At 44.6% G+C, this 26,082-nt stretch carries 23 protein-coding genes; 18 read left to right on the top strand and 5 right to left on the bottom strand.

Annotated features, from left to right (window positions below):
• Positions 1–53 precede the first annotated feature (53 nt).
• The 9 genes from R7Q41_RS16820 to R7Q41_RS16780 all read left to right on the top strand — a co-directional run bounded on the left by R7Q41_RS16820 (position 54) and on the right by R7Q41_RS16780 (position 9,317).
• A complete protein-coding gene (locus tag R7Q41_RS16820; RefSeq protein WP_020480909.1) occupies positions 54–230 on the top strand; it encodes a hypothetical protein in 177 nt (58 codons plus the stop codon).
• A 271-nt stretch (positions 231–501) separates the two neighbouring features.
• Positions 502–1,098 carry a GTP cyclohydrolase II gene (locus R7Q41_RS16815; RefSeq protein ID WP_025767283.1) on the top strand — a complete coding sequence of 199 codons (597 nt, stop codon included), beginning with the start codon at positions 502–504 and terminating at the stop codon, positions 1,096–1,098.
• A gap of 174 nt (positions 1,099–1,272) precedes the next feature.
• A complete protein-coding gene (locus R7Q41_RS16810; protein ID WP_318144592.1) occupies positions 1,273–2,535 on the top strand; it encodes an imelysin family protein in 1,263 nt (420 codons plus the stop codon).
• 92 nt (positions 2,536–2,627) lie between these two features.
• Entirely contained in the window at positions 2,628–4,010 is a 1,383-nt protein-coding gene (locus R7Q41_RS16805) for a di-heme oxidoredictase family protein (protein ID WP_054577024.1), read from the top strand.
• Positions 4,011–4,020: 10 nt separating this feature from the next.
• Positions 4,021–5,058 (top strand): imelysin family protein, encoded by a 1,038-nt coding sequence (locus tag R7Q41_RS16800; protein ID WP_213911110.1) that lies wholly within the window; start codon positions 4,021–4,023, stop codon positions 5,056–5,058.
• Positions 5,039–6,121, top strand: coding sequence for a DUF1513 domain-containing protein (locus tag R7Q41_RS16795; RefSeq protein WP_025998733.1), 1,083 nt, complete (start codon positions 5,039–5,041; stop codon positions 6,119–6,121). Before R7Q41_RS16800 ends, R7Q41_RS16795 begins: the two co-directional genes overlap by 20 nt.
• A gap of 153 nt (positions 6,122–6,274) precedes the next feature.
• The gene (locus R7Q41_RS16790; protein WP_005376852.1) at positions 6,275–7,816 is read left to right on the top strand and encodes a L,D-transpeptidase family protein; all 1,542 of its coding nucleotides are present in this window, start codon (positions 6,275–6,277) and stop codon (positions 7,814–7,816) included.
• 166 nt (positions 7,817–7,982) lie between these two features.
• The gene (locus R7Q41_RS16785; protein WP_025998732.1) at positions 7,983–8,531 is read left to right on the top strand and encodes a DUF882 domain-containing protein; all 549 of its coding nucleotides are present in this window, start codon (positions 7,983–7,985) and stop codon (positions 8,529–8,531) included.
• Positions 8,532–8,660: 129 nt separating this feature from the next.
• The gene (locus tag R7Q41_RS16780) at positions 8,661–9,317 is read left to right on the top strand and encodes an MBL fold metallo-hydrolase (protein ID WP_005376855.1); all 657 of its coding nucleotides are present in this window, start codon (positions 8,661–8,663) and stop codon (positions 9,315–9,317) included.
• Positions 9,318–9,335: 18 nt separating this feature from the next.
• Here R7Q41_RS16780 and R7Q41_RS16775 read toward each other — a convergent pair whose 3' ends face one another.
• Positions 9,336–10,001 carry a DUF2982 domain-containing protein gene (locus R7Q41_RS16775; RefSeq protein ID WP_005376857.1) on the bottom strand — a complete coding sequence of 222 codons (666 nt, stop codon included), beginning with the start codon at positions 9,999–10,001 and terminating at the stop codon, positions 9,336–9,338.
• Between the two features lie 273 nt (positions 10,002–10,274).
• On the opposite strand from R7Q41_RS16775, the gene R7Q41_RS16770 reads away from it, so the two are divergent.
• The 6 genes from R7Q41_RS16770 to R7Q41_RS16745 all read left to right on the top strand — a co-directional run bounded on the left by R7Q41_RS16770 (position 10,275) and on the right by R7Q41_RS16745 (position 16,277).
• Positions 10,275–10,679, top strand: a complete 405-nt coding sequence (locus R7Q41_RS16770; RefSeq protein ID WP_005376863.1) for a hypothetical protein — start codon at positions 10,275–10,277, stop codon at positions 10,677–10,679.
• Positions 10,680–11,093: 414 nt separating this feature from the next.
• Positions 11,094–12,185 carry a TRAP transporter substrate-binding protein gene (locus R7Q41_RS16765; protein ID WP_017636112.1) on the top strand — a complete coding sequence of 364 codons (1,092 nt, stop codon included), beginning with the start codon at positions 11,094–11,096 and terminating at the stop codon, positions 12,183–12,185.
• A gap of 115 nt (positions 12,186–12,300) precedes the next feature.
• A complete protein-coding gene (locus tag R7Q41_RS16760) occupies positions 12,301–12,840 on the top strand; it encodes a TRAP transporter small permease subunit (protein WP_005376869.1) in 540 nt (179 codons plus the stop codon).
• 12 nt (positions 12,841–12,852) lie between these two features.
• On the top strand, positions 12,853–14,139 hold the full coding sequence (locus R7Q41_RS16755) for a TRAP transporter large permease (protein ID WP_005376871.1): 1,287 nt from the start codon (positions 12,853–12,855) through the stop codon (positions 14,137–14,139).
• A 151-nt stretch (positions 14,140–14,290) separates the two neighbouring features.
• A complete protein-coding gene (locus R7Q41_RS16750) occupies positions 14,291–15,646 on the top strand; it encodes a cache domain-containing protein (protein ID WP_005376873.1) in 1,356 nt (451 codons plus the stop codon).
• On the top strand, positions 15,639–16,277 hold the full coding sequence (locus R7Q41_RS16745) for a response regulator (protein ID WP_005376875.1): 639 nt from the start codon (positions 15,639–15,641) through the stop codon (positions 16,275–16,277). The genes R7Q41_RS16750 and R7Q41_RS16745 overlap by 8 nt, the downstream gene beginning before the upstream one ends.
• Before the next feature lie 40 nt (positions 16,278–16,317).
• Here R7Q41_RS16745 and R7Q41_RS16740 read toward each other — a convergent pair whose 3' ends face one another.
• On the bottom strand, positions 16,318–16,794 hold the full coding sequence (locus R7Q41_RS16740; RefSeq protein ID WP_005376877.1) for a MarR family winged helix-turn-helix transcriptional regulator: 477 nt from the start codon (positions 16,792–16,794) through the stop codon (positions 16,318–16,320).
• A 387-nt stretch (positions 16,795–17,181) separates the two neighbouring features.
• Here R7Q41_RS16740 and R7Q41_RS16735 point away from each other — a divergent pair, with 387 nt between their 5' ends.
• Together R7Q41_RS16735 and R7Q41_RS16730 are read left to right on the top strand one after the other, a co-directional pair.
• Entirely contained in the window at positions 17,182–18,753 is a 1,572-nt protein-coding gene (locus tag R7Q41_RS16735; RefSeq protein WP_005376879.1) for a BCCT family transporter, read from the top strand.
• Between the two features lie 231 nt (positions 18,754–18,984).
• Positions 18,985–20,868, top strand: coding sequence for a methyl-accepting chemotaxis protein (locus R7Q41_RS16730; protein WP_005376880.1), 1,884 nt, complete (start codon positions 18,985–18,987; stop codon positions 20,866–20,868).
• A gap of 70 nt (positions 20,869–20,938) precedes the next feature.
• Here R7Q41_RS16730 and R7Q41_RS16725 read toward each other — a convergent pair whose 3' ends face one another.
• Together R7Q41_RS16725 and R7Q41_RS16720 are read right to left on the bottom strand one after the other, a co-directional pair.
• Positions 20,939–21,658 carry a 3'-5' exonuclease gene (locus R7Q41_RS16725; protein WP_005376881.1) on the bottom strand — a complete coding sequence of 240 codons (720 nt, stop codon included), beginning with the start codon at positions 21,656–21,658 and terminating at the stop codon, positions 20,939–20,941.
• 8 nt (positions 21,659–21,666) lie between these two features.
• Positions 21,667–23,556, bottom strand: a complete 1,890-nt coding sequence (locus tag R7Q41_RS16720) for a DUF294 nucleotidyltransferase-like domain-containing protein (RefSeq protein ID WP_017636107.1) — start codon at positions 23,554–23,556, stop codon at positions 21,667–21,669.
• A gap of 314 nt (positions 23,557–23,870) precedes the next feature.
• Here R7Q41_RS16720 and R7Q41_RS16715 point away from each other — a divergent pair, with 314 nt between their 5' ends.
• Positions 23,871–24,512 carry an outer membrane beta-barrel protein gene (locus R7Q41_RS16715; RefSeq protein ID WP_064368581.1) on the top strand — a complete coding sequence of 214 codons (642 nt, stop codon included), beginning with the start codon at positions 23,871–23,873 and terminating at the stop codon, positions 24,510–24,512.
• Positions 24,513–24,601: 89 nt separating this feature from the next.
• On the opposite strand, the gene R7Q41_RS16710 is transcribed toward R7Q41_RS16715, so the two are convergent.
• Positions 24,602–25,792 carry an amino acid aminotransferase gene (locus tag R7Q41_RS16710; RefSeq protein WP_042522780.1) on the bottom strand — a complete coding sequence of 397 codons (1,191 nt, stop codon included), beginning with the start codon at positions 25,790–25,792 and terminating at the stop codon, positions 24,602–24,604.
• Positions 25,793–26,082 lie beyond the last annotated feature (290 nt).

Here is a 26,082-nt window from a genome sequence, read left to right as displayed (position 1 = left end):
AAATAAAAATTTTGAGCTGGATAAGTAATAAAAGAACGAAATAGGTGCACGCAGTGGATTCAGTTATATTACAACTTAAAAAAGACTTCTATTCGCAGATTCGTGCATTGCAATCACCGAACCTGCCTCAAGTTACTTCAACGCTCGCCGTGTTGACCGACGAGGAAATCCAAGAACTCGAAGCAGTTTGGATTGAACTCGCCGTTTGGAAGCGCAGTCAGACCCATTAAAAGATAGACCAAACGACCTTCTTGAAACCCCAGACAAAATTTGTCTGGGGTTTTTTATTGTAGTTTTTTTAAATTGTTATAATATAACAATTGTTCAGTTGGAGAGTGTTTCTCTTTTGCTGTCTTGAGTGGATAACTGCCCTCAATTGTGATCTCTATATTGCAAAATGCGGTATCAGTCCCCATAGTTGAAGAGCAACGAGTAAATCCCATGAATGCAATAACGAAAACGCATCAAGCGCATCAAGCAATAAATCGAGTGAGTATAGATATGGCGGAAGTACGTGCCAGAGTAGATTTTAAAGTCGGGGCAAAAAGTAACATTGATGCCGAAATTCTGTCTTTCCATGGTCTGAAGACAGACAAAGAGCATGTTGCTATTATCTTTAAACAAGCGGACCAAACTCAGGACATGCCTTTAGTTCGTATGCACTCTGAGTGTTTGACAGGCGATGTGTTCCACTCTTCACGCTGTGACTGTGGTGAGCAACTAGAAGAGACGATCAATCGCATGGGCGAGTCCGGTGGTATCATCTTGTATCTCCGTCAGGAAGGTCGTGGTATTGGCTTGTACAATAAGATCGATGCATACCGCTTACAAAGCCAGGGTATGAACACGTACGAAGCTAACAACCATTTGGGCTTTGATGATGACCTGCGTGATTTCACAGAAGCAGCACAAATGCTAGAAGCTTTAGGCGTGAATAAGATCCGCCTCGTGACGAACAACCCTAAGAAAATCCGTGAGTTATCTGAGTACGGAATTGAAATTGGCGAGGTTGTCAATACCTCTGCACATATCAAAGATGGCAACGAAAATTATCTGAAGGCAAAAGTCTCTCACGGAAAACATGACCTAAAGGTTTAATCCTAAAGATAAAACTGACAATAAAGTCTGTGAAAAACCTCATTTTTATGAGGTTTTTTTGTATCTGGAGTTGCAAATAAATTGTAAATTTGTATTATCTCGAGACTAAAGTGCAAATAAGAATAATTAGCACTACCAATACGATAATTGAAAAGCTCAACAAGGATGCTTCAGATGAATGCAAAAAAAGTTTTAGTCCAATCTATTGCTGCATCACTCCTCATTGCCAGTGGTTCTACCGTTGCTGCCACAGTAACTAAACAACAAGTAGTCGAACATTACGCGGACGTTGCCCATGCTGTATTTGCTGATTCAGTAACAACAGCGAAAGCGCTTGATGTGAAAATCGACGAATTTCTACAATCACCATCAGCGAAAAAGCTTGAAGAAGTAAAACAAGCTTGGCTAGATTCTCGCGTGCCTTACCAACAGTCTGAAGTTTTCCGTTTTGGTAACGCGATTGTTGATGATTGGGAAGGTCAGCTGAACGCATGGCCACTTGATGAAGGTTTGATTGACTACGTAGCGGCTGATTACCAATACGAATTGGGTAACGAGGGCGCTGCTGCCAACATCATCGCGAACACAAGTCTGCAGATTGGTGCTTCTAAACTGGACGTTTCAAAAATCACTCCAGAATTGCTAGCGGATCTAAACGAAGTAAGCGGTTCTGAGGCAAACGTTGCATCAGGTTACCACGCGATTGAATTCTTGCTTTGGGGTCAAGACCTAAACGGCACTAACGCGGGTGCAGGTCAACGTGCTTACACTGATTTCGTCGTTGGCTCTGAGTGTACGAATGGTCATTGTGATCGTCGTGGTGAGTACCTAAAAGCGGCCGCTGATCTACTGGTTCAAGACCTAGAGTGGATGGAAAAGCAGTGGTCTGCAGAAGTGAAAGGTAACTACCGTGAAGAGCTACTGAACGACTCAGCGGACAATGGTCTACGTAAGATGCTATTCGGCATGGGTTCTCTTTCTCTAGGTGAGCTAGCGGGTGAGCGCATGAAAGTGGCACTAGAAGCGAACTCAACTGAAGACGAGCACGATTGTTTCTCAGACAACACGCATAATTCTCACTACTACAATGAGCAAGGCATCTACAACGTTTACACAGGTACATACAAAGGTGTAAACGGCAAAGAGCTATCTGGTCCAAGTATTGCTGATCTTGTTGTTCAAAAAGATAAGAAAGCCGCGACCGACATTCAAAAGCAGTTTGATACAACACTTAGCCAAGTTGGTGAGCTAGTGACTTCTGCAGAGAAGAACAACCAGCACTTTGACCAACTTATTGCAGCGGGTAACGCACAGGGCAACGCGCTAGTAAACGACACCATCATGTCGTTGGTAGCACAAACCGGTGCGATTGAGCGCGCGGCAAGCATTGTCGGCATCGATAGCCTAAGCCCTGATACTGCTGACCACGAGTTTTAATAAGAAAACCATAATAAATAAGGGCTCTTTGTGAGCCCTTTTGCCGTTTGAGCTCGTTGTTATCACCCTTGTTGTCTATGTAGAGCAATGATATGAAGCCATACCTAATTTCTGCGCTAGCCGCGATCCTTTCTTCTTCTGCCATGGCTTACGATGTTAAGTCCGGTGGCAAAACCAGTGTTAAAAAAGACGGCGCGAATGCCTATTCTCTTCCTGCTGCTAACTTGCCAATGAGCAAACGCCTCGATTTTAGTGTCGGTAACAGCTTTTTCCGCAACCCTTGGGTACAAGCGCCAGCGTCAACAGACGCTCGTGACGGCCTAGGCCCGCTTTTTAATACCAATGGTTGTCAGAACTGCCACATCAAAGACGGTCGTGGTCATCCGCCAGAGAAAGATGATTTACATGCCGTGTCTATGTTAGTGCGCTTAAGCATTCCTGCGATGACGCCAGAACAAAAGAAAGCTTACATCAAAGATGGCGGCATACCTGAGCCGACTTATGGTGGCCAGCTTCAAGATTTCGCCCTGCAAGATCAAACGCCAGAAGGCAAAATCGAAATCACTTACACCGATGTCCCAGTGAAATTTAAAGACGGTACGACGGTGACGCTAAGAAAACCTCATTTGAACATTACCGATCTGGGTTACGGCGATATGCACCCTGATACCGAGTTCTCTGCACGCGTGGCACCGCCAATGATCGGCCTTGGTTTGTTAGAGAGTATTCCCGACGAAACGCTACTTGCTTGGGCTGATGAACAAGATGCCGACAAAGACGGTATCTCAGGCAAAGTCAATAAGGTGTGGGATATTGAGAAGGACGACTTCTCGATTGGTCGTTTTGGCTGGAAAGCAGGACAACCGACGCTAATGCAGCAAAATGCAGCAGCATTTAATGGTGATGTGGGTCTTACGAGCCATTTATTCCCAAATGAAAACTGTACCTCGAAACAAAGCATTTGTGACGACATGCCAAATGGCGGCAAACCAGAAGTGAGTGAAAATATTCTCGACTTCGTAGAGTTTTACAGCCAGCACTTAGCTGTACCTATTCGCCGTAATGTCAATGACCCTAACGTGAAACTTGGTCAGCAAATCTTTGCTGCGTCTGGCTGTGAAAGCTGCCACAAGACCAGTGTTAAAACGGCGAAACGACCAGAGTTACCAGCGCTTTCTGAGCAGCTTATCCACCCATACACCGACATGCTTTTGCATGACATGGGTGAAGGCTTAGCCGATAACCGTCCGGAATATCAAGCAAACGGCCGCGAGTGGCGAACAGCACCGCTATGGGGCATTGGTTATACCGAAGAAGTAAACGGACATACTTACTTCTTACATGATGGTCGCGCTCGTAACCTGATGGAAGCAGTGTTGTGGCACGGCGGCGAAGCTGAAACGGCGAAACAAAATGTTTTAGCTCTGAACAAAAAAGAACGTGATGCTCTCATTGCGTTTCTGAACTCTCTATAAGGAAGCAACCATGAAAAAAACACTGTTAGTGAGTGCGATTGCCGCAACGTTAAGTTTGGTTGGTTGCCAATCGACCATCGGTTCGAGCTCAGCCAAGCCTGAGAGTACAAGTCATATTTCTCAAAGCGTGTACGAGGTTGAGTTTCAATCAGCTCAGACGTTTTTAGCGCAAACCACAGAACTTGAACAGCGCTTCGCGGATTACTGCGCATCAGAGTCGAAAGATGATGCACAAGTAAAACAGCAATGGCATCAAACGATGCTTGCGTGGATGGCATTACAAGGTCAAGAACGTGGCCCTGCTACGGCGTTGGAGCAAAGCTGGAATGTTCAGTTTTGGCCAGATAAAAAGAATACCACTGGTCGTAAAATGTCTGTACTGACGAAATCTGATCAAGCTTGGAGTGCAGAAGATATCTCCACCCAAAGTGTCACCGTGCAAGGTTTAGGTGCATTGGAATGGCTGCTTTACGATAAAGCGTCGACCTTATCTAGCAACGGCAATACTTGTGCGACAGGCGTTTCGATTGCTGAAAACCTTGATGACAAAGCGCAGATCATCGCGGATTCTTGGGCAGAGAACCCTTGGAAATCGCTAGAGATGACGGAATGGGAATCTGAGTACATTTCACTGCTCTCGAATCAGCTTGAATACAGCATGAAGAAGTTGAGCCGACCGCTAGCGAAGATTGGTAAGCCTCGCCCGTATTTCTCAGAATCGTGGCGTTCCGAGACCTCGCTTTCAAACTTAAAAGCCAACCTTCAAGGGATGGAAGCGTTGTACTTTGCTAACGGGAATGGTTTAGATGCGCTACTTAGAGAGCAAGGCCATGCAGATCTCGCAGACCGTGTCGTTCATCAGTTTGAAATGGCGTTAGAAACTTGGCCAGAAGATAAGAGCTTGTTTGCTGCACTACAAACAAAAGAAGGCTATCGCATGGTGCTCTCTCAATACAATAAGCTAGAGCAATTGAAGTACCTGATTCACGAAGAAGTGGCGATCGAGCTTGGCGTAGTTATAGGATTTAATGCAACCGATGGTGACTGATCAAACCCGCCGAACCTTGCTGAAAGCCGCTCTATTCGGGGCGGCTATACCTATGATGCCATTTGGTTGTGCTTCAACAAGCTCACGTGAACCTGCGTTGATCGGCTGTTCTATCATTGGTCGAGATAAATTCGCAGCGGTGGTGGCGGATGAGCATGGTATGCCGCTATCTTCATTGCCGATTCCTGAGCGTGGTCACGGTGTAGCAACCAACCAACAAGGCCACGCCGTAGTTTTTGGTCGTCGACCAGGTACTTTCTTCATGGTGTTTGATTATCGCTCAGAGCAGATGATCAAACTGCAACTAGCAACGCCAAATCGTCATTTTTACGGACATGGTGTTTACTCCCATGACGGCACGTTGCTATTTGCCACAGAAGGGGAGAGGGGGACAAGCCGCGGGATCATTGGTGTTTATGATGTGCAGAAGCAATATCAAAAGATTGATGAGTTAACGGGTTTTGGCCTTGGTCCTCATGAAGTGATCATGATGCCTGATGGTGTATTGGCGATTGGCGTCGGTGGCGTACACACTAACGGTCGTGAACCTCTCAATCTTGATAGCATGAAACCCAGCCTGAGTTACCTTTCACAGAAGGGTGAGCTACTGGATCAAGTGTCTTTACCGGATCATAAGTTGAGTATTCGCCATTTAGCTCATGATGGTGCGGAAACCGTGCTTTGTGGTCAGCAATATCGTGGTGAGCCGGACGAGTATCCAGCCTTGATCGCCATGCACACGCGTGGTGGTGAAATGCAAGATCTTCAAGCTGAGCCTGAAGAGTGGGCGCGTTTCAATCACTACGTTGCGAGTATTGCAGCAACCGATGAATGGATCTTAGCCACTTCGCCTCCGGGCAGTTGTTATGGTATATGGTCTAAATCTACGGGCAAATTGGTCGAGCTAAGTGCGTTACCAGATGCCTCTGGTGTTGTGGTCTATGGCGATGAGTTCCGAGTCAGCTCTGGGGCGGGAAAAGTGGTAGAGCAAAGGCCTGAAGAGTCAAAAAGTACCTTCGCAAGCGGTGTGCAATGGGATAACCATTGGTCGAGAATTATCTAGAAAGATCATTGAGTAATTACTTATAGAGAGTTTTGTTGTCGTTTTCGGCATCAGATTCTTAATTTTAAACCTGCAAGCTGTGAGATATTTGCCATACTTTTTATTATGGCAAGTAGCGCAAGGATCATTTCAGTGTTTGCTAGGGTTTTAATCATGACGGCACTTCTGGTGCCGTTTTGCAGCTTTTCCACCGTCGTTTCTCTCGAAGCTTCAGCGCAAGTCGAGCAAGAGGGAGCGGTACAAAAGCTGTCTGTAGAAAAAATGATCCATTATCCAGAGGTGATTGATCAACTGTATCAAAGCACCAATTACCGTTTGAACTGGGAAAATGAAAGTGATATTGAGCAGTTTCTTTTTCAAGTAAACCTGGTTGCACTTGCGGATGTCACCGATGAATTCGAAAATCAACTTCACCGGATAAACCAAGTAAGGTGGCAGGGAGATAATCTCGACTTCGATTTAGTGATGACAGACTCACTCTTGATGTACCTTAGTTATCTTGAGCAACTCCCCGAAGAAGGGATTAATTGGCTATTTACAGACAAAGCCCATGTTACGTTACCCGCTCCTAGCATCGATACTTTATCGGTTCTGAGTAATGAGATTACGGTTGGCAAACTTGGTCAGTTTTTGGCAAGTCTCCGGTCTCCATTACAAACAGATGATGCTTTCTACTCCGCCTATTCTTCGCTATCGGAACATTCTCAGTACCAATATCCTGCCTATCAACAAACTGGGCTAGCACGTGTTGGCGATATATTAGAAAACAGACCCCTATTGATTGAGCGAATGGAGATCGTAGGCGTAGATGTTTCTTACTTGGATTTAGTCACTGAAGAATATGACGAACAATTAGAGCTTGCGATAAAAGAGTTCCAGCGTATTCATGGTTTGAAAGAAGATGGCGTTATCGGCCCGAATACCATTCGATGGATCAACTTTTCTCCTCAAGAGAGATTGCATCTGCTGGCGTTGAATTCTGAGCGTTCAAGAATTTGGTCGAAAGAAAGGGATAATGTTGTCTTTGTTAACGTGCCTGGATACGAAGTCACGTATTGGCATGACGGTCAACCCTTGTTTGAGTCTAAAGTCGTGGTAGGGAGAGCATCAAGAAAAACGCCCATCATGTCGGTAGCACTGGATTCAGTTATTCTCAACCCAACTTGGAACGTGCCTTGGACTATCATGGTTAAAGACATTATTCCTAAAGTAAAACGTAATCCGATGTATTTGATTAACCATAACATTCAAATCATTCGGTCTTGGACTTCGAACGAAATTATTGACCCTACAACCATCAATTGGGCAACGGTGAATCCGAGAACATTTCCTTATCGTATGCGACAGGCGTCGGGCTTACAAAATGCACTGGGATTGTACAAGTTCAATATGCCTAACCCACAAGCTATTTATTTGCATGACACGCCAAGTAAGAACTTGTTTGAACAGGACAGACGCGCATTCAGCTCAGGATGTGTCCGTGTCGAACATGCAGACCAGTTAGCAGAACTTCTGTTCAAAACTCAGGGGTTGGAAGAACGTTTAGCGAAAAAGCGAGAAAGTTCTCGTCGGTCTAACACGTCAGTTCCTTTGGGAGAGCGCATTCAAGTACACATCATTTATCAAACAGCATGGTTGGAAGAGGGAACGCTTTACTACCGTGATGATATCTATAAGTACGATCACCGCAGTTGAAATCTTTAAGGAAAATTTACAAAACGAAGAATTCTCTTTTCGTTCAATAATTAATCAATAATTACTGCATCTGAAAATCAAGATGGAGTGTTTTATGCATTTGACGTGACAAATGTGTTTGGTTAATGTCCACGACTTGTCTAGTTGTTGAGCACTGTATTTTGAAATGGTAAGTCGTAACTTTTCCCGCCGAGATTTCCTTAAAATGACCGCTGGTGGTGTGGTGTTGGTGTCTGCCCTGCCATCATTTTCTTGGGCTTCACTCCCTGACGAGCCACGTGCGCTGGCGATGAACAACCTTAATACTGGAGAGATCCTCGAAACATGCTATTTCGATGGAAAACGATACATTAATGATGAACTGCAAAGGCTGAATGAGTTTTGTCGAGACCATCGACGAAATGAGGTTCATCCGATGGATCGACGCTTGTTCGATCAAATAAGCCAAATTCAAAAGTTAATTGGTACAGAAGCAGAGGTGATCGTCATTTCAGGTTACCGTTCTCCTGCCACTAATGCCTCGCTGCGCAACGGGTCTTCTCGTGTAGCGAAAAAGAGCATGCACATGGAAGGAAAGGCCATTGATTTTCGTTTAGACGGCGTGAAGCTTTCAACGGTTCGTGATGCTGCATTAAGCCTAAAAGCCGGTGGCGTGGGTTATTATCCAGGTAGTAACTTTGTTCATATCGATACGGGAGCTGTTCGTTCCTGGTAGTGCTAGTTGAGACAAGGTTTCTAGTCTCAGAACGTCGTCGATTACCCACAGTTCAAAGCTTGAAGTCGCTAGGCCTTAGTGTCATAGTTGCGGCAGTTTTCATGCAAATTTATTCGGTATAGGTTATCTATGGCTCTGAAATACCAAGTTGTTCCAGTAACATCTTTCTCTCAAAACTGTTCTATTGTCTGGTGTGACGAAACCATGAAAGGTATTGTGGTTGACCCAGGCGGCGATGAAAAGCAGCTCGCTATGCTTATCAAAGAGCTGGGTGTTGACGTGGTAAACCTAGTGCTAACACACGGCCACTTGGACCACGTAGGTGGCACGGAGCCGCTGTCTGCACTGCTTGGCGGTACAGAGATTGTTGGTCCTCACAAGGCAGATAACTTCTGGTTGCAAGGTTTGGAAGGTCAGAGCCAAATGTTTGGTTTCCCGCTGACAGAAGCGTTTGAACCGCACCAATGGCTAAATGAGGGTGACACTGTCACTTTCGGTAATCAAGTGCTGAACGTATTCCACACACCTGGTCATACACCTGGTCACGTTGTGCTTTACAGTGAAGAAGCGCGTTTAGCGTTTGTGGGTGACGTTTTGTTTAACGGTAGCATTGGTCGAACTGACTTCCCACAAGGTGATTTCAATACGTTGATTAGCTCTATCAAAGAGAAATTGTGGCCTTTAGGCAATGATGTCACGTTTGTCCCTGGTCACGGCCCTCAATCGACTTTCGGTCATGAGCGTAAAACTAACCCGTTTGTTGCTGACGAGATGCCGCTTTACTAAAAGTGCGTGTACTAAGCATTATTCTGGCTCGGCGGCAGCTAAGTATCGCCGAGTCAGTCCCACAAAATCCTCAGCCTCACGATCTAGATCACTTGCTGATATAAATAGATCGTAGCCGTAGAAACCTCTCTGATACTTCATCCGGTTGGCGAGCATCGCTAACAAACCTTTGTACTCAATCCCATCTCTGTTTATATACGGTTTAGGGTCAAGCACCATATCCTCAAACTTATCTTCACACTGATTTTGTTTCGCGCCTAAGTAAAGCAGTGCTCGCTGGCTGAGGAGAATTTCTGTCGCTATACGAGGGCAGATTGAATTTAAGTAGGGTGAGTAGTGTTTTAGACGAATACCGATCCAAGGTAGCGGTTGGTGCCACCCTTCCTGTTGGTAGCTACAAATACCGATTGACTCAATATTTCGCCATCGGACGACCCAACCTCCTTTAAAAAGGTGTTGCTGAAAGTGAGAAGCTGTCAGCGTAAAAGTGACTTGGCTTTTCTTAATCATCAAGATGGCGAAACCAACGATTGCAGACATCAAAATGACCGACAACATGGCTTGCTTCCATCCCGGAGAAATGGCAACCAAAAACAAAGTGATGAGTGCAACGAGCAACAAAAGTATTCTGTTGATAGGGGAGTCGGGTTTGAAATGTGAATTTGTTAGGTGCAGCGTTTCCATGCTTATAACCTCATCGAATACTTGTCCAAAAATAAGTGGGTAGCTTTATGTGCATTGATTTGCATTTAAAATAAAACAAACCTCTGTTTTTATACCCAGTATTCAATAAATCCGTTCATAAAATATCTGATTAAATAGTAGACGTTCTATGCTTTGAGCGCATTTTTCATCGCGTTTCGCCGCTAAAACCTACAAATTGCTTGTGAATTTTGGTATAAAACGCGCTTCAAATTTTCATCCCTGCTGAGATGCAGTGAACTGGAGAAATATTCAATGAGACTTGCTCATAAGCGTAAAGTGCAGATGAAACTGCAAAAACGCATTAAAGCGACAGTAGCAAACTTAGCTGCAGCACCTAAAGCAGTGAAGCCTGTTGCGGAAAAAGCAGTAGCACCTTCTGTTGCTGAAAAAGCTGTTGCGGAGAAAGTAGTAGCTGATAAAAAAGTAGCTGCAGTGAAAACAGTTGATGTTGCCCTTACTCCTAAGCAACAACAAGTATTAGACATCGTTATGGCGAATGCTGAAGGTATTAACCCTAAAGGCATCGGTCTAGCTGCAGGTCAAGAAGATACTAAAGCGGCATCATGGGCTACTGGCGCACTAAAGAAGCTTCTTGAAGAAAACCTAGTTCAAAAAGAGCAGTTAGCAGGTAACAAAGTTATCTACAAAGCAGTTTAATTACCGCTACCGTTCTGGATTGAATACCTCGGCCGATGCCGAGGTATTTTTTTATCTTGGTATTGGAAATAATGCATTAAGTACTGACTTTAACACTACCAATAAGTGGTTTGTCACATTTTCTTAAATACTATGTAAATTTTTTGGCAGAAAAATACGTACGTATTGTCTTTTATTTTTATTCATAGATAAAAATATAATTTATTGATTTTGCTATTAACAGTCTTTTGTCATGACGGTTGTCCTACGTACTTGTACGTAATACCTTAGGCTAATGCCTTATTGATGAATTACTCGCTTCCGTGTTCATGCCCATTTCGCATTAGACAACATTGTTACATCTTTTATACCGAATACAGCCAATCCTAATGAAATGGATGACAACAATAACCTTGGTGATAAAGGACGTGAACGATGAGTCTAATCCAAAAATCTTTAAAACGAGTGCTCAAAACAACCGCTGTCGCTGCCGCGATGGCACTCGCAGCGACTTCTGTAAACGCTGCTGAAAAAGTCTATCGTTTAAAGCTTGCTGAAACTTGGGGGCCTAATTTCCCAATTTTTGGTGATACCACAAAAAACATGGCCAAAATGGCGGAAGAGATGTCCAACGGACGTTTGCAAATCCGCATTGATTCCGCAAACAAGCATAAAGCGCCTTTTGGGGTGTTTGATATGGTTAAGTCGGGTCAGTATGACATGGGCCACTCAGCGTCTTATTACTGGAAGGGTAAGGTTCCAAACACACTTTACTTCACTTCTATGCCCTTCGGTATGTTGCCAACTGAGCAGTATGCATGGTTTTACTACGGCGGTGGTATGGAGCTGATGGAAAAAGTGTACTCTCCACATAACTTGATGTCTTTCCCTGGCGGTAATACCGATACTCAGATGGGCGGGTGGTTCCAAAAAGAGATCAAGTCCGTCGAGGACTTACAGGGTTTGAAAATGCGTATCCCAGGGTTTGCTGGTGAGATTTTGGCTGAGTTAGGTGCCAAGCCAACGAATATCGCCCCTGGTGAGCTATATACTTCTCTAGAGCGTCGCACAATTGATGCCTTGGAATGGGTTGGTCCATCGCTGGATCTACGTATGGGCTTCCACAAAATCGCGCCTTACTACTACACAGGTTGGCATGAGCCAGCGACTGAGCTTCAGTTCCTCGTTAACAAGCGCACCTGGAACCGTCTACCTGATGATCTAAAAGCGATTTTGCAAGTAGCCATGAAAACGGCCGCTTACGATATGTACACGCAATCGAAACACGAAAGCGGCAAAAACTGGGCATCTATTAAGTCTGAATACCCAAATGTTGAAGTAAAAGATTTCCCACCTGAAGTCGTAGCTGCGTTGCGAGAAGCAAACGATCGTTTGTTGAAAGAACATGCAGAAAAAGATGCTTTGGCGAAAGAGATTCAAGAGTCACAAGCGAACTATATGAATCAAGTTCGACCATGGTCAGATATTTCGCACCGAGCGTACTTAAACAGTCAAGCTCAACAATAACGTTATGAAGCAGGCGATGCCAAGAGGTTTAGCCTGCTATCGAAGCCCAAGAAAACTTCATAATGAATGCTCCGCACTATAGCGGAGCGCATCTAAACGTTCCACGGAGTTCGGAATGAGAAGTCTTATTTATATTGAGCGATTATTTAACCGCTTTAGCGATTTCCTCGGATGGTTATCCAGCATCCTGTTTATTTTGTTGTTAGCAAACGTTGTGTACGACGTTGTCATGCGTTACGTGTTTAATGATGTGTCTATCGCATTCCAAGAAATGGAATGGCATCTATTCTCTGCCGTGTTCTTGCTTGGTGTGCCTTACGCAATTAAGTCCGGTGGCCATGTTCGCGTCGACATTTTTTATGAACGCTTATCTTACAAAGCACAATCCATCATCGACATCATAGGCACACTATTTTTCTTATTCCCTTTTTGCCTACTGGTAGCTTGGTTTGGTATTGATTTCGCCAAGGAGAGTTACGCGTTAGGCGAGACGTCTGGTGACCCAGGTGGCTTACCATATCGTTGGATTATCAAAGCGATGATTCCGCTGTCATTTTTCTTTATGGCGGTGAGTGGTATTGGATTGTTACTTCATTCAATCAACAAAATTGTCAACCCTCATCTCATCTATGCCGGTAATAACGGTAAGTCGTAAAAGGAAGTCATTATGATCGGTATAGTGATGTTTTTTGTTGCGCTCTTTGCGCTTCTATTGGGATTTCCCGTTGCCTTTACTTTTGGTGGTATCGCGCTGATTTTTGGTGTTTGGGCTGAAGGCATCGAGATGTTTGCTTTTATGCCGTATCGAATTCAGTCCATTATGGAAAATACGGTGTTAATGGCCGTACCGCTGTTCGTTTTTATGGGGCTAGTGCTACAGAAAACGAAGCTTGCTGAACAGCTACTAGAATCAATGGGGCGTTTGTTCGGTGGCGTTCGCGGTGGTATCGCTATTTCTACCGTGTTAGTTGGCGCATTGCTTGCAGCTTCAACGGGTGTGGTAGGCGCATCAGTTGTTGCGATGGGCTTAATATCTCTTCCTGTGATGCTCAAGTACAATTACGACAAAGGTTTAGCGTGTGGGACTATTTGTGCGTCTGGCACGTTGGGCCAAATTATCCCACCTTCTATCGTGTTGATCTTGTTGGGTGATGTACTTGGCGTACCGGTAGGGGACCTATTTCAAGCTGCGATCTGGCCCGGTATTACACTTGTTGGCGCCTATGTGATCTACATTCTCATCTACGCGAAGTTGAACCCTCAAGCCGCACAGGCGATAGAGCGTGATGAGTCGATCAGTCGTAAACAAGAAGTGCTCACCGCACTGAAAGCTGTATTGCCACCTTTAGCATTGATCATCGTGGTATTGGGCTCCATCTTTGCAGGGATTGCAACACCAACAGAGTCAGCGGCACTGGGCGGTGCAGGTGCGATTATTTTATCGCTATTGTATAAACAGTTTAGTTGGTCGATGATTTATGATGCATCAAAAGAGACAGTTAAGGTAACCGCAATGGTCTTTGCGATCTTACTTGGTGCGACCGCCTTCTCAATGGCATTTACCTACACCGGTGGTGATTATTTAGTTGAAGAGTGGATGTTAGAACTGCCGGGTGAAAAGTGGGGATTCCTTATTATTACCATGGTGGTGATTCTGATTTTAGGTTTCTTTATCGACTTCGTTGAAATCTGTTTTATCATCGTGCCAATTATTGCGCCAGTCGCTGAATTGATGGGCATTAATATGACGTGGTTTGCGATTCTTATTGCGATGAACTTGCAGACGTCGTTCCTCACACCGCCATTTGGCTTTAGTTTGTTCTATCTAAAAGGTGTCGCTCCAGCAGGGGTTACTACGCGAGATATCTACAAAGGTGTGATGCCATTCATCGCGATTCAGATTGTTGTGTTGGCGTCTTTGCTGTTTTTCCCAGGTTTTTACGGTATGAGTTAATCACTCGATAATAAAGAGATTTTGTGAACTGAGAGTTTTTACCTTTTGAGACAAGTTGTTAAGCTGTTAATTATGTCTATGCAGACACAATCGATTCGTTTGTACTGCTAAGATAGTAAGCTGTAAAGGCAGCGTTTCATGGAGGGAAGGGATGCCTCTCAAAGCAAAGTTAATTCTGCTGACACTGATACCCGTGGTATTGGTGTCAGCGAGTATCAGCTGGATCTCTATCTATCAAACTAAGACCCTTGGCAAAAGGGAGGTGGAGATCTTTCATCAAAACCTGATCCAATCAAAAGAAGCGGCGCTGAAAGATACGGTCGACGTCGCTTTTGACTCCATTTCTTACATCTACAACGATCCGACTTTAGAAGAGAGTGTTGCCAAAACGCGTGTGAAAGCGATTTTAAATCGTTTGAGTTATGGGTCGGACGGCTATTTTTTTGCTTATGATAAATATGGTACCAACCTTGTACACCCAGTTCTTCCGGAGCTTGTCGGGGAAAACTTACTCTATCTTGAAGACGAAAATGGCGATCGCTTAATCGAAGCTTTATTGTATCAAGCGCAATCAGGTGGTGGATTTCATCAGTACCTGTGGCAAAAGCCATCTACGGGTGAAGTCGTCCCTAAGCTTAGTTACGCTGCATGGCTCGATAAGTGGGAGTGGATGATAGGGACTGGGCTGTATATTGAGGATGTCAGCCGAGAAGTCGCCAATATGCGCGCGGCAGTGAACAAAAATATCGAAACGACATTTTTCTCAGTCGTCGTGATCTTAGCGGTGACCGTTGCTGTAATCATTGTTCTCACTCTGGCGATCAATCTGCACGAGCATCGCCTCGCTGATAAGAACCTGAAAGAATTGGCACATAAAACCGTGATGTTCCAAGAAGATGAGAAAAAGCATTTAGCGCGAGAACTGCACGATGGAATCAATCAGTTGTTAGTCTCCAGTAAATGTCATTTAGACTTAATGAGTCATAGACTGGAAGACGAAAAACTCAAATCCCACTTAGATAAATCACAACGATCGCTCGTCACCGCGATAAATGAGGTGCGGCATATTTCTCATCAGCTCCGTCCAAGCGCCCTCGATGATATCGGTTTAGAAGCAGCACTGACGACCTTGCTACAGGACTTTCATTCCCATTCCGGGATTGATATCGAGAGCAATTTCGATACTCAGCAGCATAAACTGACTTCGGAAGTCGCAACGACGCTATATCGCGTCGCTCAGGAGTCTTTGAATAACATTGAAAAACATGCGCGAGCGAAAAAAGTAACGGTTACTTTGCAAAAAATGGGCAATATGCTGCAATTACTCATACGTGACGATGGGGTTGGATTTGTGGTTAACCATGCAGTGCACCAACAAGGGATTGGGTTAAGGAACATGCAAGAGCGTGTAGAGTTCATCGGTGGTGAATTTGAGCTAATGAGTGAGCTTGGCTTGGGAACAGAGATTACTGTGCTGCTTAATTTGGATGAAATAGTTTATGGATAAACCGATTAGTGTAGTGATTGTCGATGATCATCAAGTGGTGTTGGATGGCTTCATGGCTCGTTTGGAGTTAGAGCCTGACATCGAAGTGGTGGGTACAGCAAGTAATGGTTTGGAAGCGATAGAGGTCGCAAAGCACTTGCAACCGGATGTCATATTGATGGATATCAGCATGCCTATAATGAACGGTATTGAAGCGACTGGTGTAATTAAAGAAGCGCGCCCAGAGAGCAAAATACTTATGTTGACCATGCACGATAATCGCGAGTACATCATGAAGGTCATGCAAGCTGGTGCCGTAGGATATATGCTCAAGGAAATCTCGGCCGAGAAAATGGTGCAAGCAATAAAAACGGTGAACCAAGGCTCGACGTATTTCTGTGAATCCGTCACACAAACACTCTTTACCCAAGAAGTGGTGCCTGCCACGCAAAAAACGAATCCTCTCAGCCGCAGGGAAGAAGCGGTACTTAAATTAGTTGCTCAAGGAAACAGCAGCAAAAAAATCGCCACTTTACTCAATATTAGTTATCGAACGGTAGAGACGCATCGCCATAACATTAAGCACAAGTTGGACTTACATTCGACGGCAGAGTTAGCAAAATATGCGTTTGAAACTGGCTTGACTGAGTAGGAGAGTAGTGCCCGCAAAAAGCGAGCACGTGGGAGCGAAACTAATCGGCTTTGGTAATGCTACCAAGCTCTAGCATTGGAGCAACATCGATGTCCTCTGCATTCATCATCGTCGAGATGCGTTGAACGGAAGATAGTAGAAGGGATTGCTCCCATTCTTCCAATTTTTGGAATCGATTAATGAAGTGCTCTTGCAGCGGCGTTGGTGCTTGTTTTAAGGCTTCTTGGCCCTTGCTCGTAAGTACAGCATGCACTTTACGCTTGTCTTGAACACTGCGCTGACGCTCAACAAACTGGCCTCGTTCTAGTCTATCTAGAATGGTCGTTGCGGTCGCTTGGCTCATGTTAGTGTGGCTAGACAACTGTTTAATCGTCACGTTATCTAAGTCATTGATAGCGCGCATCAAAATCAACTGTGGAGCAGTCAATCCAGACTCTTTGCTCAGCTTTTTAGAATGTAAATCAATAGCGCGGATGATCTGACGAATCGAGACCAATACTTCTTCGTACTTTTCCAATTTATTCATCCAGTCTGTAGGGAACATTTATCGAGGCGACACTAACTTAAATGCGCCCTTATTTAAAGGGGGGAAATCAAAAATTACCTCTACAATTTTACGCCGTGTCCTCAATACCATTTTGTCGCGCCTTTTCGACAAAATAAGAAGAGCTAAAATTATTATAGCAATAAATGTTTGTGGTCTAACTATTGTAGTAGTGATTTGTTCTATCAAAGGCCGTAATCACACAGTGAAAAGTAAGTTATTGGATTTTTTAATAGCAAAAAGATAGACAAAAACGTGTCAAATGATAGGATCTTGCGCCTTCACGGAATGCAAAACGTATCGTGTTCGAAAGATTTTTTTGTTTGGTACGTAAAAACACTACAAAAATAGAGAGGAACGATGACAAAGGGTATAGATAAGTACAGTATCGATAGTACCGACTATACGGTAGGTCAGGACAACGTTCAAAAATGGGGTTTTGATGTTCATAACCCAGTTTTTGGTATTAGTGCAGGTTTAATTGCGCTGTTTCTTGTCGCTGCATTAGTTCTAGATGCACATACCGCAAAGACGGCACTTGATGGGCTGAAGTGGAAAATTATTGGTTCATTCGATTGGTTGTTCATTATTGCAGGTAACATTTTCGTTATTTTCTGTTTGGCGCTTATCGTCTCACCAATGGGTAAGATCCGACTAGGTGGTAAAGACGCTGTTGCCGATTACTCGTTTATGTCATGGCTTGCAATGCTATTTGCAGCTGGTATGGGTATCGGTTTAATGTTCTGGAGTGTTGCAGAACCTGTCGCTTACTTCACCGGTTGGTATGAAACGCCACTTGGTGTTGAGGCAAATACACCAGAAGCCGCGAGATTGGCACTGGGTGCAACTATGTTCCACTGGGGCCTTCACCCATGGGCAATTTACGGTGTTGTAGCACTTTCTTTAGCATTCTTTGCCTACAACAAAGGTTTACCGCTATCTATGCGTTCGATCTTCTACCCACTTCTGGGTGATCGTGCATGGGGTTGGGCTGGCCACATTGTGGACATTCTGGCTGTGCTTGCGACTTTATTTGGTCTTGCTACATCCCTAGGTCTAGGTGCGCAGCAAGCAGCAAGTGGTATTCATCACGTATTTGGTGTTGAGCCAGGCCTAGGTCTGCAAATCGTCGTTATTACCGTGGTGACTTTACTTGCTGTTGTTTCAGTCGTACGCGGCATCGATGGTGGTGTTAAAGTCATTAGTAACATCAACATGGTTGTGGCGTTCTTGCTACTTCTCCTTGTTGGTCTTATCGGTTGGGCGGCGAGCCTAGGTTCGATTCCAACCACACTTATGGCATATGTAGAGAATATCATCCCACTAAGTAACCCGTTTGGTCGTACGGACGAAGCTTGGTTCCAAGGCTGGACAGTGTTCTACTGGGCTTGGTGGATTTCATGGTCGCCATTCGTAGGCATGTTCATCGCGCGTGTTTCTCGTGGTCGTACCGTTCGCGAGTTCATCACAGCAGTTCTACTGGTTCCAACTGCGGTTACCGTTGTTTGGATGTCTGTATTTGGTGGCCTGGCGATCGAGCAAGTTGTTGATAAAGTAGGTGAGCTGGGCACAAATGGCTTGACTGACGTATCACTTGCTATGTTCCAAATGTTTGATGTTCTTCCATTTGGTAGCATGCTTTCTATCATCGCTGTTGTGCTGGTACTTGTGTTCTTCATTACGTCTTCTGACTCTGGTTCACTTGTTATCGACAGTATCACGGCAGGTGGTAAAGTCGATGCACCTGTACTTCAACGTGTCTTCTGGGCATTCATGGAAGGTGCAATTGCGGTTGCTCTGCTATGGATTGGTGGCTCCGAGGCGGTTCAAGCTCTTCAGGCCGGTGCCATTTCTACAGCACTGCCATTTACCTTCATTCTGCTTGCAATGTGTGTGAGCTTATTGATGGGTATGCGAACTGAGCGTCAGTAATTCGGCATTTTATAAAACCGTCTGACTAACAATTAATCAAAAGGCCAGCAATTTGCTGGCTTTTTTTGTGCGGTTTTTATGACGCTCGAGACAAAAAAATGACACATGAAAGTTCATACTTTACAAAGAGTTAATGTGCTATTTTGTTTTTTAAAAATTAGTGAATAGTCGTAAAAAAGTGTGTAATATTCATGCACCTTAACTGTTCTCCCAACTCAAAAAACTATAAATATGAAATTATCATTAAAACAAAAGCTTATAGGCGCAAGCCTTTCTGCTGTTGTTGTGATGGCAACAGCACTTACTTGGTTGTCGGCTGGTCAATTATTTGATCAGACTCGTTCAGGTGTCTATTCACGTGCGCAAAGTCTTAGTACTACTGCGTCAGAGGGAATTTCTGATTGGGTCAATATCCGTAAAGATATTGCCACTGCGTTCAACGATTACTCGACCGAGCAAGACGTTGTTCCTTTCCTACAACAAGCTCGCAAGGCTGGTGGCTTCGATGACATCTTCCTTGGTACACCAAACGGTGATATGTACCGCTCTCATCCGGAGCGTAACCGTGCTGATTATGACCCTCGCACACGTCCTTGGTACAAGGATGCTGATGCCGCAGGTAAGCAAATCATCACAGCCGCATATCAAGACGCAATCACGAATGCACTACTTGTGACCATTGCTGAGCCAGTAATGAAAAATGGTCAGTTTGTTGGTGTTGTTGGTGCGGACGTACTGATCGATCAGCTTATCAGCGATGTGATTAACTTAGATGCAGGTGAAAACGCGCATGCGATGCTAATCGACATGAATGAAGGCACCTTCTTAGCGCATCCAGATAAAAGCTTGACGCTTAAGCCTATCACCAGTGTTCTAAAAGATTTTTCAGAAGAGGCAATTGAGCGCGCCGCCGATGAAGGTCGTATCGAAGATACGGTAATCAAAGGAAAAGAGAAGCTTTACTACTTCAATAAAGTTCCTGGTACGCATTGGATGTTTGCGATTGAAATGGATCGCGCAACAGAAGAAGCAGGTCATGCGGTATTGCTACGAGATCTATTGTTCACTGCTGTGGCGATCACGATTGTGGTTATTCTTGCAGTTTCTTGGCTAGTTGGTTTCTTGTTCCGTGACTTGAACCGCGTATCAAATGCACTGGAAGAAATTGCATCTGGCGAAGGTGACTTAACGCAACGCCTAGAACCACGCAGTGATGATGAAGTAGGTAAACTGGCGGAAAACTTCAACCGTTTTGTTGGCAACATGCACACAATGGTTACTAAGCTTAGCCACGTATCTTCTGCGCTTTCAGAGCAAGCACGCACGACAGCACAGCAAGCTGAGGAGCGTAGTCAGCGTATCTCTTACCAGCAAGATGAAATCAACATGGTGGCGACGGCTGTGAATGAAATGGCAGCAGCGACACAAGAAATTGCAGGTAATGCTGATAGCACGGCAAGTAACTCAGAAGAAGCGGTTCAAGCTTGTTCACACGGTTCAAGCCAAGTAACTCAAACGCAAGGTTCTATTCAGAACTTAGCGCAAGAAGTTCAAGTTGCTACTGATGTGATTCAAGAGCTAGAAGCGCACGGAAATAGCATCAATACGATTCTATCAACGATTCAAGGCATTGCAGAGCAAACGAACCTACTTGCACTTAACGCGGCGATCGAAGCGGCACGTGCAGGTGAGCAAGGCCGTGGTTTTGCTGTGGTTGCAGATGAAGTCCGCGTATTGAGCCAACGTACTCATGCTTCAACGCAAGAGATTCAAGAAACTATCGAGATGCTACAAGGCACAACAGCCAAGGCGGTCGGTATTATGGGTGACAGTCGTCGTCTAGCTGACACCAGTGTTGATGATGCCAATGCGGCTGCAGCGAGCTTGACGCAAATCCACACTGCTGTTGAGCGTATCAGTGATATGGCAACGCAGATTGCTTCAGCAGCAGAAGAGCAAGCATCGGTAACCACTGAGATCACTCGTAACACTGAAGGTATTCGTGATGTGTCTAACGAGCTGTCAGTCGAAGCTCATCAAGCAGCAGAACAAGCTGCTCACCTGTCTGAGCTATCACACGAACTTGAACAAGAGATTCAACGCTTTAAGCTGTAATCTTGTCTCAACCTAAGTAAAAAAGGAGCCATCTGGCTCCTTTTTTGATCGCTATTAAGCGTGAAGTATATTACAGCCAGAACTCACTGATGGGTTGCTCTTCACTGTAATGATGGGCGATTTGCGCTTGCAGTAGCTCTGCGGTAGCAATTGCATCGGTTAATGCATGGTGAGGCGTATAGTCTGGCAGCCCATAACGGCGTCGAGATTGCGCTAGCCGAACCGATTCTGGTTTTTTCCCTTTTAAACGCTCCCAGAGAGAGCCTGAACGTTTCTGTTGAATCGTTTCTTCAAGGTGCAGCGTATCTAAAACAGGAAACTCAATACCTTCCCCTAAACGGCTTTTGAGCGCTTTATCCAGAAACTCTCTCTCGATACGACGGTAATGAACAACAATGATTTTCCCGCTTAAGCATGGTAGCAGCTCGCTTAAGATATCGCCTAAGTCAGGCGCATCGATCAATTCGCTGTGAGTAATACCGTGTATAATGACTGAGTCTTCATCGAGTGCACGCTGTGGACGTACCTTCCAATGACGCGAGTTACGTAGGAAAATTCGCTTCAGGTTAAACGGCACTAAACCAATAGTAATTATGTCATGTTTTTCAGGATTCAAACCCGTCGTTTCGAAATCTAACGCCACGAACTCCACCTCAGATAACGGTGTTTCTGGAGCAGGCGGCTTGTTGCTATAAAACGCAATTAAATTCTCATCCTTCGCCATCTCCAGCTTTTGTTCAAACTTCGTTGGCCACTGAATGGTTGGCTTCTGAAAGAGCTTTTTAATCATGCTAAACCTCACTTAAAGCTCTTGTTCGCTTGGTAGCGGAACTTAAGGAAATTTTGACCATTGCTTAGGATCTGGAATGCATCCTTTAGGTTGCGACGTTCAAACTCAGAGAGGTTTTCTGGTTCGATATTGTTATCAGGATCAATGCCTAGTTCCACATCCGTCGCTTGGTGACGAATACGCACCATGGAAATAAACTCTAACGCGTCTTTTAAGTCTTGTGCTCGACCTTTTGGCAAAATGCCAGCGTCAATGATGTCGTCGAGACGCTCAAACGAGTTCTGTGCACGTGAGCCAACTGCCAGAGAGTGAACACGAATTAAGTCGACCAGAGGAGCAGTACCGCGACGTTTGAGGTTGATGGAGTTGTTGTGTCTGCCATCTTTTTCCATCACGAAGTCTTTAAAGAAGCCTAGAGGTGGTGTTCTGTTTAGTGCGTTACGAGCCAAACACGCTAAGAAGCGGTTGTTCTTTCGAGCGCGACGAACAATAAAGCTAGTTAACTGTTCTGCCCATTTTAAGCGGCCATAGACACCATCCAAGTCGAAAAAGATGGAGGCGTTGAGTAGTGCTTTCGGGTTCGGGTTATCAATCCAGTCAGCAAAACACTCTTCCCACTCTGAACGAGTCATGCGCCATAGTGGGTTGGTTGCCATAATATCACCTGTGCAATATTTGTAGCCACAGGCATCTAACCCATCGCTGACGTATTTTGCTAGGGCTTCGAAGTATTTACCATGTTTCTCTTCTTGATAGGTCTCATCTAGAATGATGGCGTTATCTTGGTCAGTCACCAACAGTTGCTCATCTCGCCCCATTGAGCCAAGTGCAAGGAAACAATAAGGAATTGGCGGTGGGCCAAGCTCTTCTTCTGCCATTTCTAGCAGACGCTGTTTGAAGCTTCGGCCAATGACCGACATCGCGCTACCCACCATGTGAGAGTTGGCATCTTCATTGACCAGACGCACGAAGCTGCTTTTCACTTCTTCGGCAACAACGGCTAAATCTTCGATAGTCTGTTGTTGGAAAATACTACTCACCAACAACAACGAATTCTGAGATTCATAACGAACAATGTCGGTTGTTTCGATAATACCGATTGGTAATTGGTTTTTTACCACTGGTAGGTGATGTACGTTGTAACGCAGCATCGTTAACATTGCTTCATAGATGTAAGCGTTGTGGTCAAGAGACATGACCTCCGTGGTCATCACACTGGACACATCGTCCTGTGGGGACAAACCTTCAGCTAACACACGGGTACACAAGTCACGGTCAGTAATGATACCAAGTACTGGGGACTGTGGATCGTCTTCGTCACGAACGAAATCTGGGTCGACGATAAGTAAAGCCGATACGTTGTCATTCGCCATTTGCTGCGCGGCTTGCTGGATTGTCTGACCACGATCAATCGTATGAGCATCGCCAGTCAGCAAGGTTTTCACTTTCGACGTCGTCAGGTCATTGGCGTCTTTGTTTTCTGAAATGGCTTGGCGTAAACGAGCGCTATTTTCAACTTCAACAAAATCCGCAAAGGAATCAAAGTTATCGTAAATTTCTTGGAAAATGTCACCAGGAATACAGTAGAGCAGGGTATCCTCAATGGCTTTTACCGGAAAGCGGACTTTGTTATTGGTGAGCATGCCCATCTGGCCAAATAGGTCACCTTCGTCAAGGCGGTTATACAGCTCACCTTTGCGTCGATAAACTTCAACAACACCGCTTCGCACCACGTATAAATCTTGGATATAGTCTCCAAAATGGATGATGGGGGTATCTTCTCGGTAGTACGAGATTTCGACACTCTCTGTCACCTTGTTTAGTGTTTCTTCAGGGAGTTCATTGAACGGGGGATACTTGGCGAGAAAGTTGTAAATCTCGAGAAGTTCTGCATCCATCGAAGGCGCCTTTTAGTTCGCAAATAATAAAGTAATCTTAACTTAGTTTTAAAACAGAGTCTTATCTGAACCGCGATTTTCGTGCTCAGTCATAAGATTCTGACATATCGCACGATAAGGGAGCTTCATTTTTACTACTATATGGTCACCTCAATTGAAAAAGACGTCGTCGATATGTTTTCTTCGTGATGACTGATTAGCTCTTTGGCTGTTTCAGATCGTTATCACGTCTTTAGATTAAGCTATTCTTCTTGAGCCAAGTAGCTCAGGCGATGGAATACAGTGTTTAGATAATTCTCATGAAAGGAAGTCGAATGGTGAGAAATTTATTGCTTGTTTCTTTAGCTGCTTTGCCGGCGATATCAAGCGCAGCGGTCATGGACCAAGCAGAAAAATTTGGGTACGAACACATTCATTTGGATGTTGGTGCCGGAACGACAAACGAAGAATGGTTAGATAACTCTAATGCGACCACAGTTGGACTCGGTGGTAACTATTTGTTTACTGAGAACTGGTTGTTTAATGTTGATTACTCAGCGCAGTTTTTCCATCCGGATGATTTTACTCTTCGCATTGACCGCCTTTTGTTTGGTGGTGGTTACCGTTATGGAGTTACAGAGCAATTCGATATCTACGGGCTATATGGAATAGGCGCAATCAAAGCGAAAGCGACGGACGACAAAACGGATAATACGTTGTCTTCCGATAGCGAATTGATTCAAGCTGTAACTGTTGGGGTGAATTACTTGCTCAGTGAAAAGCTTATTGCGACAGCTGAAGTGGAGTTGAACAGTAGTGATATCGTTGATGAGAACAATTTTAAGATCGGTCTTAACTACCAATGGCATAAAGTCATCGGCACTGGTCTTTTTTATCAGTTTAGAGATACTGATTACAGCGGTGAAAGCTCAGATTACGTCAATGAAGTTGGGCTGAGTTTGAAGTTTGTCTACTAGATCGGACGGGTTCGTTTTTGGCGTTAAGTTAAAACAAAAAAGGTCAGCTTATGCTGACCTTTCCTTTTAATGAAGTATGCGACAGTCGATTATAAAACCGCTGCAATGCCTTTACACAGAGGGCCCATATTTGACTTCGTCATACCAGCAACACTGATTCGGCCAGAACCGACAATGTAAATACCGAACTCTTCTTTAAGGCGGTTAACTTGCTCTTTAGAAAGACCAGAGAAAGAGAACATACCATTTTGACGTTCGATGAAACTAAAGTCTGCGTCCACACCCTCTGCTTTTAGTGTCGCTACAAACAGTTCACGCATTTCTTGAATACGGTCACGCATTTCTGCTACTTCAGCTTCCCATTCCGCACGCATTTCGGCGTTGCCAAGAATGTGAGTCACGACAGCGCTGCCGTGTGCAGGTGGGTTAGAGTAGATAGAGCGAATAATGGCTTTAACTTGAGAAAATGCGGTTGTTGCGACTTCTTCTGACTCTGCTACTAACGTGAAGGCACCTACGCGTTCATTGTATAGGCCAAAGTTTTTCGAGAAAGAGCTCGCGACTAGGATTTCTTTGTTGTACTTAGCAAAAGTACGAAGACCTGCAGCATCTTCTTCCACACCTTTAGCAAAGCCTTGGTAGGCGAAGTCGAACAGAGGAAGCAATTTCTTCTCTGCGATAAGTTTCGCCAATGTTTCCCACTCTTCAGCCGTAGGATCGATCCCTGTAGGGTTGTGACAGCAGCCGTGTAGAAGCACGATGTCGCCTTCAGATGCAGATTGCAGATCATTTAGCATCGCATCGAAGTCTTTGTCTTTTGTTTCAGCATTGTAGTAGCTGTATTGTGCCGTTTCGATACCAGCAGCAGTAAATACGCCGTTGTGGTTTGCCCATGTAGGGTTGCTGATCCAGATCTTTACATCGCCTAGTTGACGTTTAATGAACTCGCCGGCAACACGTAGTGCACCAGTACCACCCGGAGCTTGAGCTGTTTTAGCGCGTTTTTCGTTTACAATTTCTGCATCAGAGCCGAAAAGCAGTTTTTGCACTGCAATGCCGTACTCTGCTGTGCCTTCGATGGTTAGGTAAGATTTGGTTTTTTCAGTTTCAACAAGTGCTGCTTCAGCTTTCTTTACTGTCGCAAGAACGGGAGTTTCGCCTTGCTCGTTTTTGTAAATACCTACGCCAAGGTTAATTTTGTCTGCGCGAGCATCTTTTTTAAACTCTTCAGTAAGGCCAAGAATAGGGTCAGCCGGAGCGGCAACTACTTTTTCAAACATAATCTTCATCCATGTTAATCGAAGGGGTGTGCTAACATTTATACCTTTCAGCAATATTGGTTACAACCGTTACTGAAAAGAAAACCTAAAAAAGTTGCGATTTGAAACAGAATTCTAACATAACTAAAGTTTTTGCCATGAAAACGTTTGGTAGGCACAGAGTTTGAAGGGCATTTATGCCATGGTTGGAGAAGTTTTGCACACATCCCAATCGTTTCAATTCAGTGCTTTGCGTTAACGCGTTTATAGTTGTCTAGTGAGGATTTGTTGAGACAAAAACGCCCCACCAA

Origin of the sequence: Vibrio sp. 2096 (assembly GCF_033339595.1) — a bacterium.
Lineage (GTDB): Bacteria > Pseudomonadota > Gammaproteobacteria > Enterobacterales > Vibrionaceae > Vibrio > Vibrio alginolyticus.
This window is presented reverse-complemented; position numbering and strand designations above follow the sequence as displayed.

Coding starts and splice junctions, on each gene's coding strand:
- R7Q41_RS16815 (WP_025767283.1), top strand. CDS start 502: ATGGCGGAAGTACGTGCCAGAGTAGATTTTAAAGTCGGGGCAAAAAGT.
- R7Q41_RS16810 (WP_318144592.1), top strand. CDS start 1,273: ATGAATGCAAAAAAAGTTTTAGTCCAATCTATTGCTGCATCACTCCTC.
- R7Q41_RS16805 (WP_054577024.1), top strand. CDS start 2,628: ATGAAGCCATACCTAATTTCTGCGCTAGCCGCGATCCTTTCTTCTTCT.
- R7Q41_RS16800 (WP_213911110.1), top strand. CDS start 4,021: ATGAAAAAAACACTGTTAGTGAGTGCGATTGCCGCAACGTTAAGTTTG.
- R7Q41_RS16795 (WP_025998733.1), top strand. CDS start 5,039: ATGCAACCGATGGTGACTGATCAAACCCGCCGAACCTTGCTGAAAGCC.
- R7Q41_RS16790 (WP_005376852.1), top strand. CDS start 6,275: ATGACGGCACTTCTGGTGCCGTTTTGCAGCTTTTCCACCGTCGTTTCT.
- R7Q41_RS16785 (WP_025998732.1), top strand. CDS start 7,983: ATGGTAAGTCGTAACTTTTCCCGCCGAGATTTCCTTAAAATGACCGCT.
- R7Q41_RS16780 (WP_005376855.1), top strand. CDS start 8,661: ATGGCTCTGAAATACCAAGTTGTTCCAGTAACATCTTTCTCTCAAAAC.
- R7Q41_RS16775 (WP_005376857.1), bottom strand. CDS start 10,001: ATGGAAACGCTGCACCTAACAAATTCACATTTCAAACCCGACTCCCCT.
- R7Q41_RS16770 (WP_005376863.1), top strand. CDS start 10,275: ATGAGACTTGCTCATAAGCGTAAAGTGCAGATGAAACTGCAAAAACGC.
- R7Q41_RS16765 (WP_017636112.1), top strand. CDS start 11,094: ATGAGTCTAATCCAAAAATCTTTAAAACGAGTGCTCAAAACAACCGCT.
- R7Q41_RS16760 (WP_005376869.1), top strand. CDS start 12,301: ATGAGAAGTCTTATTTATATTGAGCGATTATTTAACCGCTTTAGCGAT.
- R7Q41_RS16755 (WP_005376871.1), top strand. CDS start 12,853: ATGATCGGTATAGTGATGTTTTTTGTTGCGCTCTTTGCGCTTCTATTG.
- R7Q41_RS16750 (WP_005376873.1), top strand. CDS start 14,291: ATGCCTCTCAAAGCAAAGTTAATTCTGCTGACACTGATACCCGTGGTA.
- R7Q41_RS16745 (WP_005376875.1), top strand. CDS start 15,639: ATGGATAAACCGATTAGTGTAGTGATTGTCGATGATCATCAAGTGGTG.
- R7Q41_RS16735 (WP_005376879.1), top strand. CDS start 17,182: ATGACAAAGGGTATAGATAAGTACAGTATCGATAGTACCGACTATACG.
- R7Q41_RS16730 (WP_005376880.1), top strand. CDS start 18,985: ATGAAATTATCATTAAAACAAAAGCTTATAGGCGCAAGCCTTTCTGCT.
- R7Q41_RS16725 (WP_005376881.1), bottom strand. CDS start 21,658: ATGATTAAAAAGCTCTTTCAGAAGCCAACCATTCAGTGGCCAACGAAG.
- R7Q41_RS16720 (WP_017636107.1), bottom strand. CDS start 23,556: ATGGATGCAGAACTTCTCGAGATTTACAACTTTCTCGCCAAGTATCCC.
- R7Q41_RS16715 (WP_064368581.1), top strand. CDS start 23,871: ATGGTGAGAAATTTATTGCTTGTTTCTTTAGCTGCTTTGCCGGCGATA.
- R7Q41_RS16710 (WP_042522780.1), bottom strand. CDS start 25,792: ATGTTTGAAAAAGTAGTTGCCGCTCCGGCTGACCCTATTCTTGGCCTT.